Raw genomic sequence first — 14,875 nt, 5'->3', positions numbered from 1 at the left:
GCTGGGGGGCAGGTGCTACCGCGCCTGCCCCCTTTGCCCACGTTCCCGGGCTGTACACAAAGGACTACAAGTGCTCCGTTTCCTCGTGCGTCGGGTGCTACAAGCGATTCCGACGCTTCTCATCCTGTCCATCCTGGTCTTCGCGTGGTTGCGCTCGCTGCCCGGTGGCCCGGCCGCCGCGCTGCTGGGTGACAAGGCGACCCCGGAGAAGATCGCCAGCCTCAACCACGTGCTCGGGCTGGACCAGCCGATCATCTTGCAGTACTTCAAGTTCCTCGGCCGCGCCGCGACCGGGGACTTCGGCAACTCGCTCGTCTCCGCGCAGCCGGTGATGTCGGAGATCGGCACGTTCCTGCCGGCCACCATCGAACTCGGCCTGTCGGCGATGATCATCGCGGTCGTCCTCGGCGTGCCCTTCGGCTACCTCGCCGCCCGCTTCCGCGGCGGCATCCCGGACAACATCATCATCGTGCTGACGCTGATCGGCGTCGCCGTGCCGGTGTTCTTCCTCGGCTACATGATGCAGGACCTGCTCGCCGCCCCGCTCGGGCTGCCGTCGCAGGGCCGCCAGGCGCCCGGCATCGACGCCACCAGCATCACCAACTTCGCCATCCTCGACGGCATCATGACGAGCGAGTGGGACGCCGTCTGGGACGCGATCAAGCACCTGATCCTGCCGGCGTTCGCGCTGGCGACCATCCCGCTCGCGGTGATCACGCGCATCACGCGTGCCTCGGTGCTCGAGGTGTTCAACGAAGACTTCCTCCGCACGGCCAACTCCAAGGGCCTCACGCAGCCGGTGATCCGGCGGCGGCACGTGCTGCGCAACGCGTTGCTCCCGGTGGTCACGACCATCGGCCTGCAGACGGGCGCGCTGCTCGGCGGCGCGGTGCTGACCGAGCGGGTCTTCAACTTCCGCGGCCTCGGGTTCCTGCTGGCCGAAGGCATCGAACGGCGTGACTACCCCCGGCTGCAGGCGCTGCTGCTGTTCGGGGCTCTGGTGTACGTGCTGGTGAACATGCTGGTCGACATCTCGTACGGGATCATCGACCCGAGGGTGCGTGTGCGATGAACACTTTGCTTGCCAAGAAGAAAGAGCCGATCGACAAGCTCGCGAAGTCGTCGGCGAGCGGCCGGAGCCTCGGCGCTGAAGCGCTGCGGCGCATGCTGCGCAGCCCGGTCGCGATCACCGGTGGCGTGATCACGCTGCTGTTCCTGCTGCTGGCGATCTTCGCGCCGCTGCTCGCGCCGAAGGACCCGCAGGTGCGTTACCTGCAGGACCAGGTCGAGCTCGGCCGCGGCATCATCCCGGGCCCGCAGCCCGGGTTCCCGCTGGGTGTCGACGACTTCGGCCGCGACTTCCTGTCGCGGCTCATCGTCGGAGCGCAGCAGACGCTGATCGTCGGTGTGCTCGCGACCGTGATCGGTGTGCTGATCGGGGTGCTCATCGGCGGTCTCGCCGGTGCGTTCGGCGGCTGGGTCGACACCGTCCTCATGCGACTGGTCGACGTGCTGCTGTCGTTCCCCTCGCTGCTGCTGGCGATCTCCATCGCGGCCCTGTTCGCGAAGCCGAGCCAGTGGACGGTGATCCTCGCCGTGTCGATCATCGGGGTGCCGATCTTCGCCCGGCTGCTGCGCGGATCCATGCTGGCGCAACGGGAAGCGGACCACGTGCTGGCCGCGACGTCCCTGGGCGTCAGGCGCACGACGATCGTGTTCCGCCACATGCTGCCGAACTCGGTCGGCCCCGTGATCGTGCAGGCCACGCTGACGCTGGCCACCGCGATCCTGGAAGCCGCCGCGCTGTCGTTCCTCGGCCTGGGTGATCCGGACCCGACGCGGGCGGAGTGGGGGCTGATGCTGGGCAACGCCTCGCGCCAGTTCCTCGACATCCGCCCGGAGCTCGCGTACTACCCGGCCATCGCGATCATCGTGGTGGCACTCGGGTTCACGCTGCTCGGCGAGTCCCTGCGCGAAGCCCTCGACCCGAAGAACCGGCGGTAAACCATGGCACTCCTCGAAGTCCGCGACCTCTCGGTCGTGTTCCAGCGCCGCGGTGAGCAGCCGTTCACCGCGGTCGACGGCGTCAGCTTCGACGTCGAACCGGGCCAGACGGTCGGGCTCGTCGGCGAATCCGGCTGCGGCAAGTCCGTGACGTCGCTGGCGATCATGCGGCTGCTCGCCAAGCGCGGCAACAAGGTCAGCGGCTCGGTGTCGTTCGAGGGCACCGACCTGCTGAAGATCTCCGACCGCGAGATGCGCGACCGGCGCGGGCGCGACCTGGGCATGGTGTTCCAGGACCCGCTGTCCTCGCTCAACCCCGTGATCTCGATCGGCCTGCAGATCACCGAGGTGCTCGAACGCCACCGCGGGCTTTCGCGCAACAAGGCCCGGCTCGAGGCCGTGGACCTGCTCGACAAGGTCGGCATCCCCGACCCGAACCGGCGGCTTTCCGAGTACCCGCACCAGCTTTCGGGCGGGATGCGCCAGCGCGCGCTGATCGCGATCGCGCTCGCGTGCCGGCCGCGGCTGCTCATCGCCGACGAGCCGACCACCGCGCTCGACGTGACCATCCAGGCGCAGATCCTCGCGCTGCTGCGGGAACTCGTGCAGGACACGGGCACCGCGCTGATCATGATCACCCACGACCTCGGGGTCGTCGCCGGCCTGTGCGACGAGGTCAACGTGCTCTACGGCGGCAAGATCGTGGAGCGCAACGAACGGCACGCGCTGTTCGCCGAGCCCCGGCACCCGTACACCCACGGGCTGCTGGCCTCGATCCCGCGCCTCGACGAGGGCCGGGGCGAGAAGCTCGTGCCGATCCGCGGCTCCGTGGCCGACAACATCCCGTGGGAGGGCGGGTGCGCGTTCGCGCCCCGCTGCCCGAACGCGCTGCAGGTCTGCCTGGAGCGCGCGCCGCAGCTGGTTCCCGATCGGACCGGGCTGCTGCGCTGCCACAACCCGGTGCAGCCCGCCGTGGCCGCCGCAGGAGGGACGCGATGACCGAGGTGACCACCGAGGACACCCCCGACGTGCTGCTCGAGGTCACCGGCCTCAAGGTGCACTTCCCGATCAAGCGCGGCATCGTCGTCGACCGCACCATCGGGCACGTGTACGCCGTCGACGGGGTCGACCTGTCGATCCGCCGCGGCGAGACCTACGGCCTGGTCGGCGAATCGGGCTGCGGCAAGTCGACGCTGGGCCGCGCGATCCTGCGACTCAACCAGCCGACGGCGGGCAAGGTCGTGTTCGACGGCACCGACGTGGCCCACCTCAAGGGCGAGAAGCTGCGCAAGGCCCGCCGCCGGATGCAGATGATCTTCCAGGACCCGATGTCGAGCCTGGACCCGCGCCAGTCGGTGGAGTCGATCCTGCTCGAAGGCATGCGCGCGCACGGCCTCGACCAGGACAAGGCGGCCACCGGCCAGCGGCTGCGTGAGCTGCTGGGTGCCGTCGGCCTGCCGGAGACGGCGCTGCGCAAGTACCCGCACGAGTTCTCGGGCGGGCAGCGCCAGCGCATCGGCATCGCGCGGGCGCTGGCCGTGGAGCCGGACCTGATCGTGGCCGACGAGCCGGTGTCGGCGCTCGACGTGTCGGTGCAGGCGCAGGTCGTGAACCTGCTGGAGGACCTGCAGAACGAGCTGGGCCTCACGTACGTGGTGATCGCCCACGACCTCGCCGTCGTCCGGCACATCTCCGACCGCATCGGCGTGATGTACCTGGGCGCGCTGGTCGAGGAGACGACGTCGGCCGAGCTGTACGAGAACCCGCTGCACCCGTACACGCGGGCGCTGCTCTCGGCGATCCCGGTCCCGGACCCGGTCGTGGAGGACACCCGCGAGCAGATCCTGCTGGCGGGCGACCTGCCCTCGCCGGCCAACCCGCCGACGGGCTGCCGGTTCCACACGCGCTGCCCGTGGCGGCAGGCGAGCCTGTGCGACACCGATCGCCCGGAGCTGCGGGAGATCGGCGCCGGGCACCGCGTGGCCTGCCACTACGCCGAGGACATCCGCGACGGCCGCATCCAGCCGCACGACGTGGAGCCCGAGCTCGTGGAGCTCACGCTGAGCGCCGACGCGGGTGCCCCGGACGTCGGCTCGGTGACGGAGATCCTGTAACCCCCGATCGGCGGCGAGTCCACTTCGGACTCGCCGCCGATCGCTTTTTCAGGGCTGCAGGTCGATCGCGGCGCGGAAGCCGCCGTCCATGTGGAACGGTGTGGAGTTGTGCTCGTGCACGATCCGCCACGCATCGCCGGCGCGGCGCAGGCACAGCGTCGAGCGGAACCACAACGTGAACGGCTCGCTCATCCCGGCGGGCACGGCCGACATCTTGGTGAGGCTGGTGACGAAGGCCAGGTCGCCGGACACCGTCACCTCCGGGTCGCGGTACTCGTAGGTCACGGGGCTGGTGAACCCGCCGAACCACTTCGTCAGGAACTCCGCCGACGCGCCGGTGGTGCGCAGCGGCGGGGCGAGGTCGAACTTCACGGCGCCCTCGGCGTAGCCCGCCACCAGCCGCTCGGGGTCCTTGGCGTGCATCGCGGACGTGCGTTCGGCCAGCAGGTCGCGGATCTCGGTTTCGGACATTTTGTGCTCTCCTTGTGTTCGCCGTGGTTGCGTTCACTGGGGACGTCGAAGCCCGGCCGGCGGCTTCGACATCCGGGGTGAAGACGATTTCGAGGAGGCACCCGATGAAGTACCTGGTCCTGATCTACGGCAACCCGGCGTCGCGCTCGGTGTGGGCGAGCATGAGCGACGAGCAGAAGGCCGCGGGCCTGCGCGCGTACGTCGAGTTCAACGAAGAGCTCGACAGCTCCGGCGAACGCATCGTGTCCGAGCGGCTGGCCGCGCCCGAGCTCACGAAGCAGGTCATCGTGCGCGACGAGCAGGTCAGCACCACCGACGGGCCGTTCGCGGAGATCAAGGAGCAACTGGCGGGGTTCTACCTGCTGGAGTGCGAGACGGAGGAACGCGCGCTCGCGATCGCGGCGCGCATCCCGGAAGCGCCGTACGCGACGATCGAGGTCCGGCCCGTGATGGGCTTGACCGGCGACGTGGACTTCGAGCTGTGATCGAGGGCCTCCTGCGCGAGCTGGCGCCGCAGGTCCTCACCGCGCTCGTACGCCGCTACGGCGGGTTCGACACGTGTGAGGACGCCGTGCAGGAGGCCCTGCTCGCGGCCGCGCTGCAGTGGCCCCGCGACGGCGTGCCGGACAAACCCAAGGCGTGGCTCATCACCACGGCCTCGCGTCGGCGGATCGAGCTGTTCCGGAGTGAAACCGCACGGCAGCGGCGTGAGGAAACGGTGGCCGCGCTGGCACCCTCCGTTCCGGACCCGGCGCCGGCCGTGGACGACACGCTCACGTTGCTGCTGCTGTGCTGCCACCCGGCGCTGACGCGGCCTTCGCAGGTCGCGTTGACGCTGCGGGCCGTCGGTGGCCTGACGACGGCCGAGATCGCGCGGGAGTTCCTCGTGCCGGAGGCGACGATCGGCCAGCGCATCAGCCGCGCGAAGCAGAAGGTGAAGGGCACGTCGTTCAGCCTGCCGCCGGCGGACGAGCGGCCCGCTCGCGTCGCGGCCGTGCTGCAGGTGCTGTACCTGATCTTCACCGAGGGCCACACGGCGAGCGCGGGCACCGCCGTCGACCGCGTGGAGCTCACGGCCGAGGCGATCCGGCTCACGCGGCAGCTGCACGCCGAGCTGCCCGAAGACGGCGAGGTCACGGGTCTGCTGGCCCTCATGCTGCTCACCGGCGCGCGACGGGCCGCCCGGCTCGGTCCGGACGGCACGATGGTCCCGCTCGCGGAGCAGGACCGGACGCGGTGGGACGCGGCCGCCGTCGCCGAGGGCACCGCACTCATCACCCACGCGCTCGCGACCGCGCCCGTCGGCCCGTACCAGTTGCAGGCCGCGATCGCCGCCGTCCACGACGAGGCGCCGGCCGCCGAGGACACGGACTGGCCGCAGATCCTGCTGCTCTACGACCTGCTGGGCCAGGTCGCGCCCGGCCCGATGGTCACGCTCAATCGGCTCGTCGCGCTGGCGATGGTCGAGGGCCCGGCCGTCGCGCTCGCCGAACTCGACTCGGCGGAGCAGCCGGACCACTACCGCGTGGACGTCGTCCGCGCGCACCTGCTCGAGCTGTCCGGCGACGCCGAGGGCGCCCGCGAGCACTACGCCGCGGCCGCGCGCCGGACGTTGAGCCTGCCCGAGCGCCGCCACCTCGAGTCGCGTGCTTTGCGTGATATGTCCGGGAAACCCCGACTCAAGTCGGGCCCCACCCCCGACTGAAGGCTGACGCCGGTGCACGACGGCCCCGGTACGCTGCGAGGAAGGCGTACGAATCCGGCAAGCTGCAGGGGGTAGGGGTAGTGAACATCGACCACGTGCTGGAGGCGATCCCTCCGCTGTCGGTCTACCTCCTCGTGGGGCTCGTCGTGATGGTCGAAAGCCTCGGCATTCCGCTGCCGGGCGAGATCGTGCTCGTCAGCGCGGCCCTGCTCGCCTCGTCGCACGACGGTCTCAACCCGCTGTGGATCGGCATCCTGGCCAGCGCGGGCGCCATCATCGGCGACAGCATCGGCTACCTCATCGGCCGCAAGGGCGGCAAACGGCTCTTCGATTGGGCCGGCCGGAAGTTCCCCAAGCACTTCGGCCCCCAGCACATCGCGAACGCCGAGCGGATGTTCCACAAACGCGGCATGTGGGCCGTGTTCTTCGGCCGGTTCGTCGCCGTGCTGCGCATCCTGGCCGGCCCGCTCGCGGGCTCGCTCAACATGCACTACCCGCGCTTCCTGCTGGCCAACGCCCTCGGCGGCATCGTCTGGGCCGGCGGCACGACCGCGCTCATCTACTACCTGGGCGTCGTCGCGGACAAGTGGCTCAAGGGCTTCCAGTGGGCGGGCCTCGGCGCCGCGCTGGTGATCGGCGTGGTCGTCACGCTGGTGCTGAAGAAGCGGATGGCCCGCAACCACGAAACCCACGCGGTGGAGCAGAAGGACGACGCCGTCGCCTGAGCGCTACAGCTAGGCGCCGGCGGGCAGCATGTCCTCGTCCGGCAGCACCTTCGCGTCGGTGTGTCGCCTGGAGCCAGAACCGATCAGCGGCTGCCCAATCGATGACGTCGTCTCTGCGGGTTGTTCACATTTTGTGAACGTCGGTTATAGCCGCACTGGTGAGCTACGCCCTCTGTCGGGATGACACATCGCTCTGAACTGGGTATTTTCTGGAGTTGAGCACGGAGCGGTGGCTCAAGCCGGCCCTCGCGCGGCTAGTTCACAAAATTTGAGTACCTGAAGTACTTGCGTGGGGTCAGGCTTGCCCTTAAGCTGACGGCAGAGCGGTGCGGAAGGCTTTGCGCATGTTGCCGGCGCTTGGCGAAGAAAAAGCGATGCCCCGGGCGGCGTGCCGAAGCAGGGGCGACCCGGGGCGTACCCACGCAATGTAGCACATCTTTGTGCTGCCCATCAGCAGACGGAGACACAGAGATGAGTACCGAGCCCGCTTGGATCCGTGACACGTTGTCTGCGCCACGGTTCGCCCCTTATCAGGCCAGGACCGGTGACCTAATCGAGGCGATCCGGCTGTACTGGTGGAACGTCGATGTCTCCGGTGCGTTCTACACCTCGCTGCATTGTCTCGAGCTGGCGTTGCGCAACAGCCTTCACTCTCGGCTGACCATCGCCTACGGACGACCCGACTGGTGGACGGTGGCACCGTTGAGCAAGCACGGGCTCCAGAAGGTGGGCGCGGCTTTGGACAAGCTCAAATTCCGGCCCCGGCAAATCACCGCCGACGACATCGTAGCCGAACTGACCTTCGGGTTTTGGGTGTCACTGGTCAGTGGCGCCCATGCCCGAGGTCTCTGGGAGCCCTTCCTGCACAAGGCATTCCCGTTCTTTCGCGGCAAGCGCCGGGACCTGCACAACGACCTGCACACTGTTCTGCTGTTCCGTAACCGGATCATGCACCATGAGCCGATCCACCATCGACACCTGGAGGCTGACCACGCGACGATCCTCCGCTTACTCGGCTACCTGTCGTCCGACATGGTCAGCCAGTTGACGGCATACGACCGGGCCGACGCGGTGCTCAAGCAGCGTCCCGGACGCCGGCCGGCGCTGAGTTGAGGAGCGGGATCGTGACGGACCGAGACCCTCATGTGTCGCTGTCGGACATCGCGAGTGCAGTGGAAGTAAGGCTGAGCGCGGTCAGCAACTGGCGGTCCCGGCATGACGACTTCCCGCGCCCGGTGGTCGTTGATGGCCACGAGCGGTTCGACGCTGGGGAAATCGCGGCGTGGCTGCAGAGACGGAAGATCCCCCGGAACAGGCTCAGGCCCGCCGAGTCGGCCGGCGCGAGTTACGGCGAGCGCTTCGTGGCGATAGTCGACTTCGCGATCCCACACGTCGCGGTTGACGTGCCGGCTCCCCCCGTCCACCAGGAAAGTCCTTGGGCGCGGCAGCTCTGGGATGCCGTCAGCCGTTTGCGTGACACGCAGGATGTCGGTATCGCACGCGACTACGTGTTCAGACTGCTTTACCTGCGGGTTAGCTTGCCTGCCGTGTGGGCCGAACTGATGGCCGCATCGGATTGGGCCGAAGCCCGGCAGCGGATCACCAAACTCACTGTCCCCCGCGACGATGGGACGGACGTACCGCTGTTCGATCTGGTTGCGCGCACTGACGACTCACAGCTGCTTGAGGCCGCTCGGCTCCTCGACCGGATCGATTTCGGGGAAGGCGGCATCGAATCCGGCGCGCCGCTGCTGGGTGACAGTCTCCTGGACAACACCGAGCGTGCTCTGGGACGAAGCGGGGGATTCTTCACTCCGGTCGACGTCGCTCGTTGCCTGATCGAACTGCTGAACCCGAACGTGACGGACCACATATACGACCCGTTCACCGGATCCGGCGAGCTGCTGGTTGCTGCTGCTGCGTACGTGCATCGTCGAGGGGAATCGCCGTCGGGTTGGACGGTCTTCGGCCAGACGGCCCATGAGTCGTCATGGCTGACGGCCAAAATGAACCTGACGTTGCACCGCGTAAACGCTGAAATCCGCCTGGCGCGCAACGTTTTCGAGGACGATGCCTTTCCCGACCGGACGTTCGACTGCGTAGTTGCGAATCCTCCGTTCAACGTTCACGTGCACCTCCCGCCGGGCAAGACCTGGCGGTTCGGCGAACCACCGGAACGCAGCGCGAACTTCGCCTGGTTGCAGCACGCGGTATCCAAGCTGGCCCCCGGCGGTCGAGCGGCTGTGATCATGCCCGACGGTGCAGGCTTCAGCGAGGAGAAGCGTGCACAGGCCATTCGTGCGGAGATGGTGAATGCCGGTGTCGTCGAGTGTGTGATCGGATTGCCCGCTCAGCTGTTTCGTTTCACTGGAATTCGGACCACGATCTGGATCCTGCGTCGAAGGGGCGCTGAGCCACCTGCCGGTGAGGTTCTGTTCATCGACGCTCTCGACCTGGGTGCGATGGTCGATCGCAGTAGGCGCCAGCTGAGTACCGACGAGACCGGCCGGATAGCCGCCGAGTACCACCGGTGGCTGAGCTCCCGGGCTTCTGGCGAGTTCGGCGACTCAGTGGGGTTCTCACGAGCTGTCGCTTACCAGGACATCGTGAGGGACGGCTCGATTCTCCAACCGTCGCGATACGTTCGAGCGGCTGCTGCCGCCGACGCCGCGAGAGATGCGGCCCGACTAGCTCAACTGCGAGACGAGCTCGCAGACCTCGACAGGCAGGCTGACCAAGCACGTGGCGCACTCGCTCGGCAATGGGCGGCGATTGCCGAGCACCAACCGAGCGCTGGAGGGTGCATCGTCGCGCTCTCAGACGTGTGTCAAGTTCTTCCGGGGCCCGGAAGCATCGAACGGAGTGGCCAGAATCAAATCGGGACACCGTTGGTGCTGCCGCGCAACATCAGGGACGACCGTGTCGGGCATCAGGACCTCGACATCGTCTCTCGGGACATCGCTGCCGGGCTGGCCAGGTATCGCCTGCAGGCAGGTGACATCGTCAGTGCTCGCGTCGGAACCCTCGGGCGGTACGGGTTGATCACTAATGATCAGTCCGGATGGCTGCTCGGACCAGGTTGTGTGTGCTTCCGGCCAAGAGGTCAGATTGTTCCGGGCTACTTGACTTTCTACCTCAACAGCCCTCAGGCCTACCGATGGCTTGTCGACCACGCGAGGGGTTCGGCCATTCAGCACGTCACCGCCGCCACCCTTCGGGAGCTGCCGATATGGCTTCCCTCGATCGAAGAACAGCTCGCGGTCGCCGAAACGCTGGACCTGTTCCGGTCCGCGGCGATGACTCATGCCGAGATCAGCTCGACGACGAAGGAGCTGGGCGGACTGCTGGCTTCAATGCTGACGTCAGGTCCTGGCCGGCAGTAGGTCCTCGTCCGGCAGCTCGGCGGGCTTGCGGCGCAGCGAACCGAGCAGCACCCCGCCGATGACGACGGCCGCGGCGACGATCTCGAGCACCGAGGGCACCTCGTCGAGCACGAAGTACGACGCGGTGAGCCCGACCACCGGCACGAGCAGCGAGAACGGCGCGACGACACCCGCGGGGTGGTGCTTCATGAGCGTCGTCCAGATGCCGGAGCCGACGAGGGTGCCGAAGATGATCACGTAGGCCATACCGGCGACGCCGATGAGGCCGGTGCTGGTGCCCAGCGTCGTGAGTGAGGTCCAGCCGGCCGCGGGGCCTTCGAAGACGAACGACAGCGCGAGCATCGGCAGCGGCGGCACCACCGACATCCACAGCATGAGGTGCATCGGGGTGTCCGGCGTCGCGCGGCGCACCGCGAGGTTGCCGAACGCCCAGCTCAGCGCGGCCAGCAGCGTCAGGATCACCGGCAGCAGCGCGGCGTGGCCCGACTGCTGCCACGCGATCGCCGTCATGCCCGCGACCGCGAGCAGGATGCCGGCGAGCTGCCGTCCGGAGACGCGCTCGCGCAGGAAGAGCGCGCCCAGCAGCACGGTGAACGGCGCGGACGCCTGCAGCACCAGCGACGCCAGGCCCGTCGGCATGCCGAGATCCATCGCCACGAACAGGAACGCGAACTGGCCCGTGCCGAAGCCCAGGCCGTAGCCGATGAGGTAGCGCAGCTTCACCTTCGGCCACGGCACGAACAGCATCGTCGGGATCGCGATCAGCCCGAAGCGCAGCGCACCGGCGAACATCGGCGGGAACTGGCCCAGCGCGGCGTGGATGGCGAGGAAGTTGCAGCCCCACAGGACGGCGACGAGCACAGCGAGCAGACGGTCACGGGCGGGCATGACCTCCACTGTGCATTCGGCGACCGTGAAGGACCAGCGAGAAAAACTGCACCGACCTTGTAGCCGTACTTCACATAAGGTGGACATCGTGGACCTCGGAAGACTCCGGACGTTGCGGGAGTTCGCGGACCGCGGCAGCGTCACGGCCGCCGCGACGGCGCTGCACTGCACCCCTTCGGCCGTTTCGCAGCAGCTGCGCGCGCTGCAGGCGGAAGTCGGCTTGCCGCTGACGGAACCCGACGGCCGCGGGCTGCGGCTCACGGACGCGGGCCGGGCGCTCGTCACGCGCGCCGACGAGGTGCTCGCGGCGCTCGACCGCGCCGAATCCGAGCTGGACACGTACCGCAGCGCCCCGCGCGGGCGGGTGCGGATCGCGATCTTCCAGTCGGCGGGCCTGATGCTGCTGCCGGGCCTGCTGACCCGCGTCGCGCAGTTCGACGGCCTTGAGGTGGACGTCCGCGACGTCGACATGACGCCTTCGGACGTGCCGTCGCTCGTCGCGGACTACGACGTGGTCGTGGCCCACCGCGACGAGCACGCGCCGGAGTTCTCGTCCGACCGGCTCGAGATCGTGCCGCTGCTGCGCGAGCCGCTCGACGTCGCGCTGCCCGCGGGCCACGTCCTCGCGCGCCGCCGCCGCGTGGACCTCGCCGATCTCGCGGACGAGCGCTGGATCTCCGTCGACCACGGCTTCCCCGTCGACGACGTGCTGCGCTCGCTCACCGTCCGCACGGGCGTGCGGCCGCAGATCGTCCAGCGCATCAACGACTTCCGCATCACCGAACGGCTCGTCGCCGCCGGTCACGGCATCGCCCTGCTGCCCCGCTACACGATGGACACGCGCCGGGGCAGTGGTCTGGTCGGCCGTCCGCTCGCCGGTATCCGCGCGGCGCGGCTGGTCGAGGTCGTGTGCCGGCGCGGCGCGTTGTCGCGTCCGGCGGTGTCGACGGTGATCGCGGAGCTGCGGGCGGAAGTCGCGGTGCTGACGGATCAGGGTTAGCTCTCGCTGCGCGCGCCCCGGCGGATGCCGAACGTGATGGCGATGCCGAGCAACGTCGCGACGACGAACGACAGCAGCATGCTGACCAGCGGTTCGTCGATGAGCTCGCCGCCGGCGTAGCCGAGGAAGGCGACGTACGACACCCACAGCGCGCCGCCGATCGCGGACGCGGAGAAAAACTCGCCCATCGGCCAGCGCAACGAACCGGCGAGCAGGGCACCGACCGTGCCGCCGGACGGCAGCCAGCGCGCGAGGACCAGGATGGGGCGCGGGTGGCGTTGCAGGCGGCCGTCGAGCCAGGCCAGGCCGGCCGCCATCTTGCGGCGGCGGCCCAGTCGCTCCAGCATGCGCGCGCCGCCGAAGCGGCCCAGTGCGTAGAGGACCTGGTCGGACAGGAGGCAGCCGGCGGTGGCGACCGCGATCACCACGGCCAGCGACGTCCCGCCCTGCGCCGCGGCGATGCCCATGCCGAGGATCGTCACCTCGGTGGGCAGCATGGGCACCAGCGAGACGACGAAGAGCACCACGAGTCCTGCCGTCGTTGCGTCCACTCCTCCATTAACCGTCCCGCGGGCGCGGATGTGGCCCGTTCACCGGGTACTCACAGCAAGGCACAGGAAGGGCACAGGATGCCCGAACCTTCCTCGAACCTCATCCGAACGTTGACAGGTGTTGTCATGGTTTCGCGTGACCGTGGTCCACATGAACCTTTCGGGAAAGATCGCACTGGTCGCCGGCGGAACGCGCGGGGCGAGCCGGGCCATCGCGGTGGAGCTGGGGCGCGCGGGTGCGTTCGTTTACGTGACGGGGCGCAGCAGCCGGGCAGGACGGTCCGAAGTGGACCGTCCGGAGACGATCGAGGAGACCGTGTCGCTCATCGAGCGGGCGGGCGGCCGGGGCGAGGCGGTCCGGGTCGACCACCTGGAGCCCGGCGAGGTGGCCGCGCTGGCCGAGCGGATCGACCGGCTCGACGTCCTCGTTGACGGCCTCTGGGGCGGTGACCGGCACCTCGAGTGGGGCAAACCGGTGTGGGAGCACTCGCTGGAGGCGGGCCTGCGCATGATCCGCCTGGCGATCGACGCGCACCTGATCACCAGCCACCACCTGCTGCCGCTGCTGATCCGGCGGCGGGGCGGCCTGCTCGTCGAACTCACCGACGGCACGGCCGAGTACAACGCGAAGTACCGCGCGGGCACGTCGTTGCCCTTCTACGTCGCGAAGGCCTCGGCGCACCTGCTGGCCATCGGTGAAGCCGCCGAACTCGAGCCGCACGGGTGCACGGCCGTCGCGTTCACCCCGGGTTACCTGCGGTCGGAGGCGATGCTGGAGAGCTACGGCGTCACCGAGGACAACTGGCGCGACGCGTGCGAACGCGTGCCGCACTTCGAGATCTCCGAGACGCCCACGTTCTGCGGCCGCACGATCGCCGCGCTGGCCGCGGACCCGGACCGGCACCGCTGGTCGGGGCAGACGGTGAGCAGCGGGCAGCTCGCGCGGGCCTACGAGGTCGACGACGTCGACGGCAGCCGGCCCGACGCGTGGCGCTACCTCGTGGAAGTGGCCGACGCCGGCAAGCCCGCGGACCCCACCGGCTACCGCTGACCGTTGCGGGCGGCGAGCTCGGCCCCGATCTTCGCCAGCTCCGCGCGCAGTTCCGGCGGGTCCAGCACTTCGACGCCGGGGCTGAGCGCGACGAGCTGGCCGAGGCCGATCTCGCCGCCTTCCAGCGCCAGCTCGGCCTCGGCCCAGCCGTCGGCGCCGGGTTCGCCCAGTGCCACCACCGTGTCCGCCAAGTGCTCACCGCCGAACACCCGGCGCAGCTCTCGCACGGCGAGGCGGCTCAGCCGCGCCTTCACGCGCAACGACCGGTCCACCTGCTCGAACGTCGCCGACGACGCCCGCCACCACTGCGCCAGGTCGAAGCCGGCGGGGCGCTCGAAGACCTCGGCCGACTCGGCGACGCGCAGGATCCGGGACACGCGGTACGTGCGGAAACTGCCGTCGACGCGGGCCACGACGTACCAGACCCCGGCCTTGAGCACGAGCCCCAGCGGGTCCAGCTCACGCTCGAACTCCTTGTCGCGACGCCGGTACGTGATCGCGAGCCGTCGCTGCGCCCACACCGCGCGGGCCGCCGCACTCAACGCCGGCGGCTCGTCCGCCGTACCCCACCAGCCCGGCGCGTCGAGGTGGAACCGGCCCGCGACGAGGGCGGCGTGCTCCCGCAGCTCCGCCGGCATCCCGGCGGACACCTTCGCGCGCGCCGCGCTGCCGGCGGTGTCGAGCCCGAGCCCGGCGAGCGCGTCGGGCACCCCGAGCGCGAACAGCGCCACGGCTTCGCGCGCGGTGAGGCCGTCGAGCCCCGCCCGCCAGCCGTCGATGAGCCGGAAGCCGCCGTACCGGCCCTGCTCCGTCCACAGTGGAACGCCGGCGTCGCGCAACGCCGCCAGGTCGCGGTGCATCGTGCGCTCGGACACGCCCAGCTCTTCGGCGAGCTCGGCCGCGGTCGCGCTGCGGCGCCGCTGCAACGTGAACAGCAGCGCGACCAGCCTCTCCGCCTTCATGTCCCCAGAATGCCGTGAAGG

15 protein-coding genes are annotated in these 14,875 nt (G+C 69.3%); 11 read left to right on the top strand and 4 right to left on the bottom strand.

What is annotated here, in order from left to right:
• Positions 1-70 precede the first annotated feature (70 nt).
• Genes ACIA77_RS08350 through ACIA77_RS08335 form a run of 4 tightly spaced genes read left to right on the top strand, consistent with a single transcriptional unit; the run spans position 71 to position 4,118 of the window.
• A complete protein-coding gene (locus ACIA77_RS08350) occupies positions 71-1,072 on the top strand; it encodes an ABC transporter permease (protein WP_395885123.1) in 1,002 nt (333 codons plus the stop codon).
• Positions 1,069-2,004 carry an ABC transporter permease gene (locus ACIA77_RS08345; RefSeq protein ID WP_395885122.1) on the top strand — a complete coding sequence of 312 codons (936 nt, stop codon included), beginning with the start codon at positions 1,069-1,071 and terminating at the stop codon, positions 2,002-2,004. Before ACIA77_RS08350 ends, ACIA77_RS08345 begins: the two co-directional genes overlap by 4 nt.
• Positions 2,005-2,007: 3 nt before the next feature.
• The gene (locus ACIA77_RS08340; protein WP_395885121.1) at positions 2,008-3,003 is read left to right on the top strand and encodes an ABC transporter ATP-binding protein; all 996 of its coding nucleotides are present in this window, start codon (positions 2,008-2,010) and stop codon (positions 3,001-3,003) included.
• On the top strand, positions 3,000-4,118 hold the full coding sequence (locus tag ACIA77_RS08335; protein ID WP_395885120.1) for an ABC transporter ATP-binding protein: 1,119 nt from the start codon (positions 3,000-3,002) through the stop codon (positions 4,116-4,118). The genes ACIA77_RS08340 and ACIA77_RS08335 overlap by 4 nt, the downstream gene beginning before the upstream one ends.
• Positions 4,119-4,166: 48 nt before the next feature.
• Here the strand turns inward: ACIA77_RS08335 and ACIA77_RS08330 are convergent, their stop codons facing one another.
• Positions 4,167-4,589, bottom strand: a complete 423-nt coding sequence (locus tag ACIA77_RS08330) for a YybH family protein (protein WP_395885119.1) — start codon at positions 4,587-4,589, stop codon at positions 4,167-4,169.
• Between the two features lie 104 nt (positions 4,590-4,693).
• Here ACIA77_RS08330 and ACIA77_RS08325 point away from each other — a divergent pair, with 104 nt between their 5' ends.
• From ACIA77_RS08325 to ACIA77_RS08305, 5 genes are all read left to right on the top strand, one after another.
• Positions 4,694-5,074 (top strand): YciI family protein, encoded by a 381-nt coding sequence (locus ACIA77_RS08325; RefSeq protein WP_395885118.1) that lies wholly within the window; start codon positions 4,694-4,696, stop codon positions 5,072-5,074.
• Complete coding sequence (locus ACIA77_RS08320; protein ID WP_395885117.1) at positions 5,071-6,294, top strand: RNA polymerase sigma factor; 1,224 nt, start codon at positions 5,071-5,073, stop codon at positions 6,292-6,294. Before ACIA77_RS08325 ends, ACIA77_RS08320 begins: the two co-directional genes overlap by 4 nt.
• A gap of 80 nt (positions 6,295-6,374) precedes the next feature.
• Complete coding sequence (locus ACIA77_RS08315; RefSeq protein ID WP_395885116.1) at positions 6,375-7,019, top strand: DedA family protein; 645 nt, start codon at positions 6,375-6,377, stop codon at positions 7,017-7,019.
• Positions 7,020-7,490: 471 nt separating this feature from the next.
• Complete coding sequence (locus ACIA77_RS08310; RefSeq protein ID WP_395885115.1) at positions 7,491-8,132, top strand: hypothetical protein; 642 nt, start codon at positions 7,491-7,493, stop codon at positions 8,130-8,132.
• Between the two features lie 11 nt (positions 8,133-8,143).
• Complete coding sequence (locus tag ACIA77_RS08305; protein ID WP_395885114.1) at positions 8,144-10,402, top strand: N-6 DNA methylase; 2,259 nt, start codon at positions 8,144-8,146, stop codon at positions 10,400-10,402.
• On the opposite strand, the gene ACIA77_RS08300 is transcribed toward ACIA77_RS08305, so the two are convergent.
• Positions 10,382-11,290: an EamA family transporter gene (locus tag ACIA77_RS08300; protein WP_395885113.1), complete on the bottom strand. Its 909-nt coding sequence runs from the start codon at positions 11,288-11,290 to the stop codon at positions 10,382-10,384. The two genes, ACIA77_RS08305 and ACIA77_RS08300, sit on opposite strands and share 21 nt — an antisense overlap.
• A gap of 88 nt (positions 11,291-11,378) precedes the next feature.
• On the opposite strand from ACIA77_RS08300, the gene ACIA77_RS08295 reads away from it, so the two are divergent.
• Positions 11,379-12,290 (top strand): LysR family transcriptional regulator, encoded by a 912-nt coding sequence (locus ACIA77_RS08295; RefSeq protein WP_395885112.1) that lies wholly within the window; start codon positions 11,379-11,381, stop codon positions 12,288-12,290.
• Here the strand turns inward: ACIA77_RS08295 and ACIA77_RS08290 are convergent.
• Positions 12,287-12,841, bottom strand: coding sequence for a DedA family protein (locus ACIA77_RS08290; RefSeq protein ID WP_395885111.1), 555 nt, complete (start codon positions 12,839-12,841; stop codon positions 12,287-12,289). The two genes, ACIA77_RS08295 and ACIA77_RS08290, sit on opposite strands and share 4 nt — an antisense overlap.
• A gap of 151 nt (positions 12,842-12,992) precedes the next feature.
• Here ACIA77_RS08290 and ACIA77_RS08285 point away from each other — a divergent pair, with 151 nt between their 5' ends.
• On the top strand, positions 12,993-13,892 hold the full coding sequence (locus tag ACIA77_RS08285) for an SDR family oxidoreductase (RefSeq protein WP_395885110.1): 900 nt from the start codon (positions 12,993-12,995) through the stop codon (positions 13,890-13,892).
• Here the strand turns inward: ACIA77_RS08285 and ACIA77_RS08280 are convergent.
• On the bottom strand, positions 13,883-14,854 hold the full coding sequence (locus ACIA77_RS08280; protein ID WP_395885109.1) for a helix-turn-helix transcriptional regulator: 972 nt from the start codon (positions 14,852-14,854) through the stop codon (positions 13,883-13,885). The two genes, ACIA77_RS08285 and ACIA77_RS08280, sit on opposite strands and share 10 nt — an antisense overlap.
• Positions 14,855-14,875 lie beyond the last annotated feature (21 nt).

Origin of the sequence: Amycolatopsis sp. NPDC051903, assembly GCF_044452505.1 — a bacterium.
GTDB lineage: Bacteria > Actinomycetota > Actinomycetes > Mycobacteriales > Pseudonocardiaceae > Amycolatopsis.
The sequence above is the reverse complement of the archived record's forward strand: the minus strand, read 5'-3'. Positions and strand labels throughout refer to the sequence as shown.

What these genes read in the sequence shown, in the direction of transcription:
- ACIA77_RS08335 (WP_395885120.1), top strand. Translation starts at nt 3,000, where the DNA reads ATGACCGAGGTGACCACCGAGGACACCCCCGACGTGCTGCTCGAGGTC.
- ACIA77_RS08345 (WP_395885122.1), top strand. Translation starts at nt 1,069, where the DNA reads ATGAACACTTTGCTTGCCAAGAAGAAAGAGCCGATCGACAAGCTCGCG.
- ACIA77_RS08340 (WP_395885121.1), top strand. Translation starts at nt 2,008, where the DNA reads ATGGCACTCCTCGAAGTCCGCGACCTCTCGGTCGTGTTCCAGCGCCGC.
- ACIA77_RS08325 (WP_395885118.1), top strand. Translation starts at nt 4,694, where the DNA reads ATGAAGTACCTGGTCCTGATCTACGGCAACCCGGCGTCGCGCTCGGTG.
- ACIA77_RS08285 (WP_395885110.1), top strand. Translation starts at nt 12,993, where the DNA reads ATGAACCTTTCGGGAAAGATCGCACTGGTCGCCGGCGGAACGCGCGGG.
- ACIA77_RS08330 (WP_395885119.1), bottom strand. Translation starts at nt 4,589, where the DNA reads ATGTCCGAAACCGAGATCCGCGACCTGCTGGCCGAACGCACGTCCGCG.
- ACIA77_RS08300 (WP_395885113.1), bottom strand. Translation starts at nt 11,290, where the DNA reads ATGCCCGCCCGTGACCGTCTGCTCGCTGTGCTCGTCGCCGTCCTGTGG.
- ACIA77_RS08280 (WP_395885109.1), bottom strand. Translation starts at nt 14,854, where the DNA reads ATGAAGGCGGAGAGGCTGGTCGCGCTGCTGTTCACGTTGCAGCGGCGC.
- ACIA77_RS08310 (WP_395885115.1), top strand. Translation starts at nt 7,491, where the DNA reads ATGAGTACCGAGCCCGCTTGGATCCGTGACACGTTGTCTGCGCCACGG.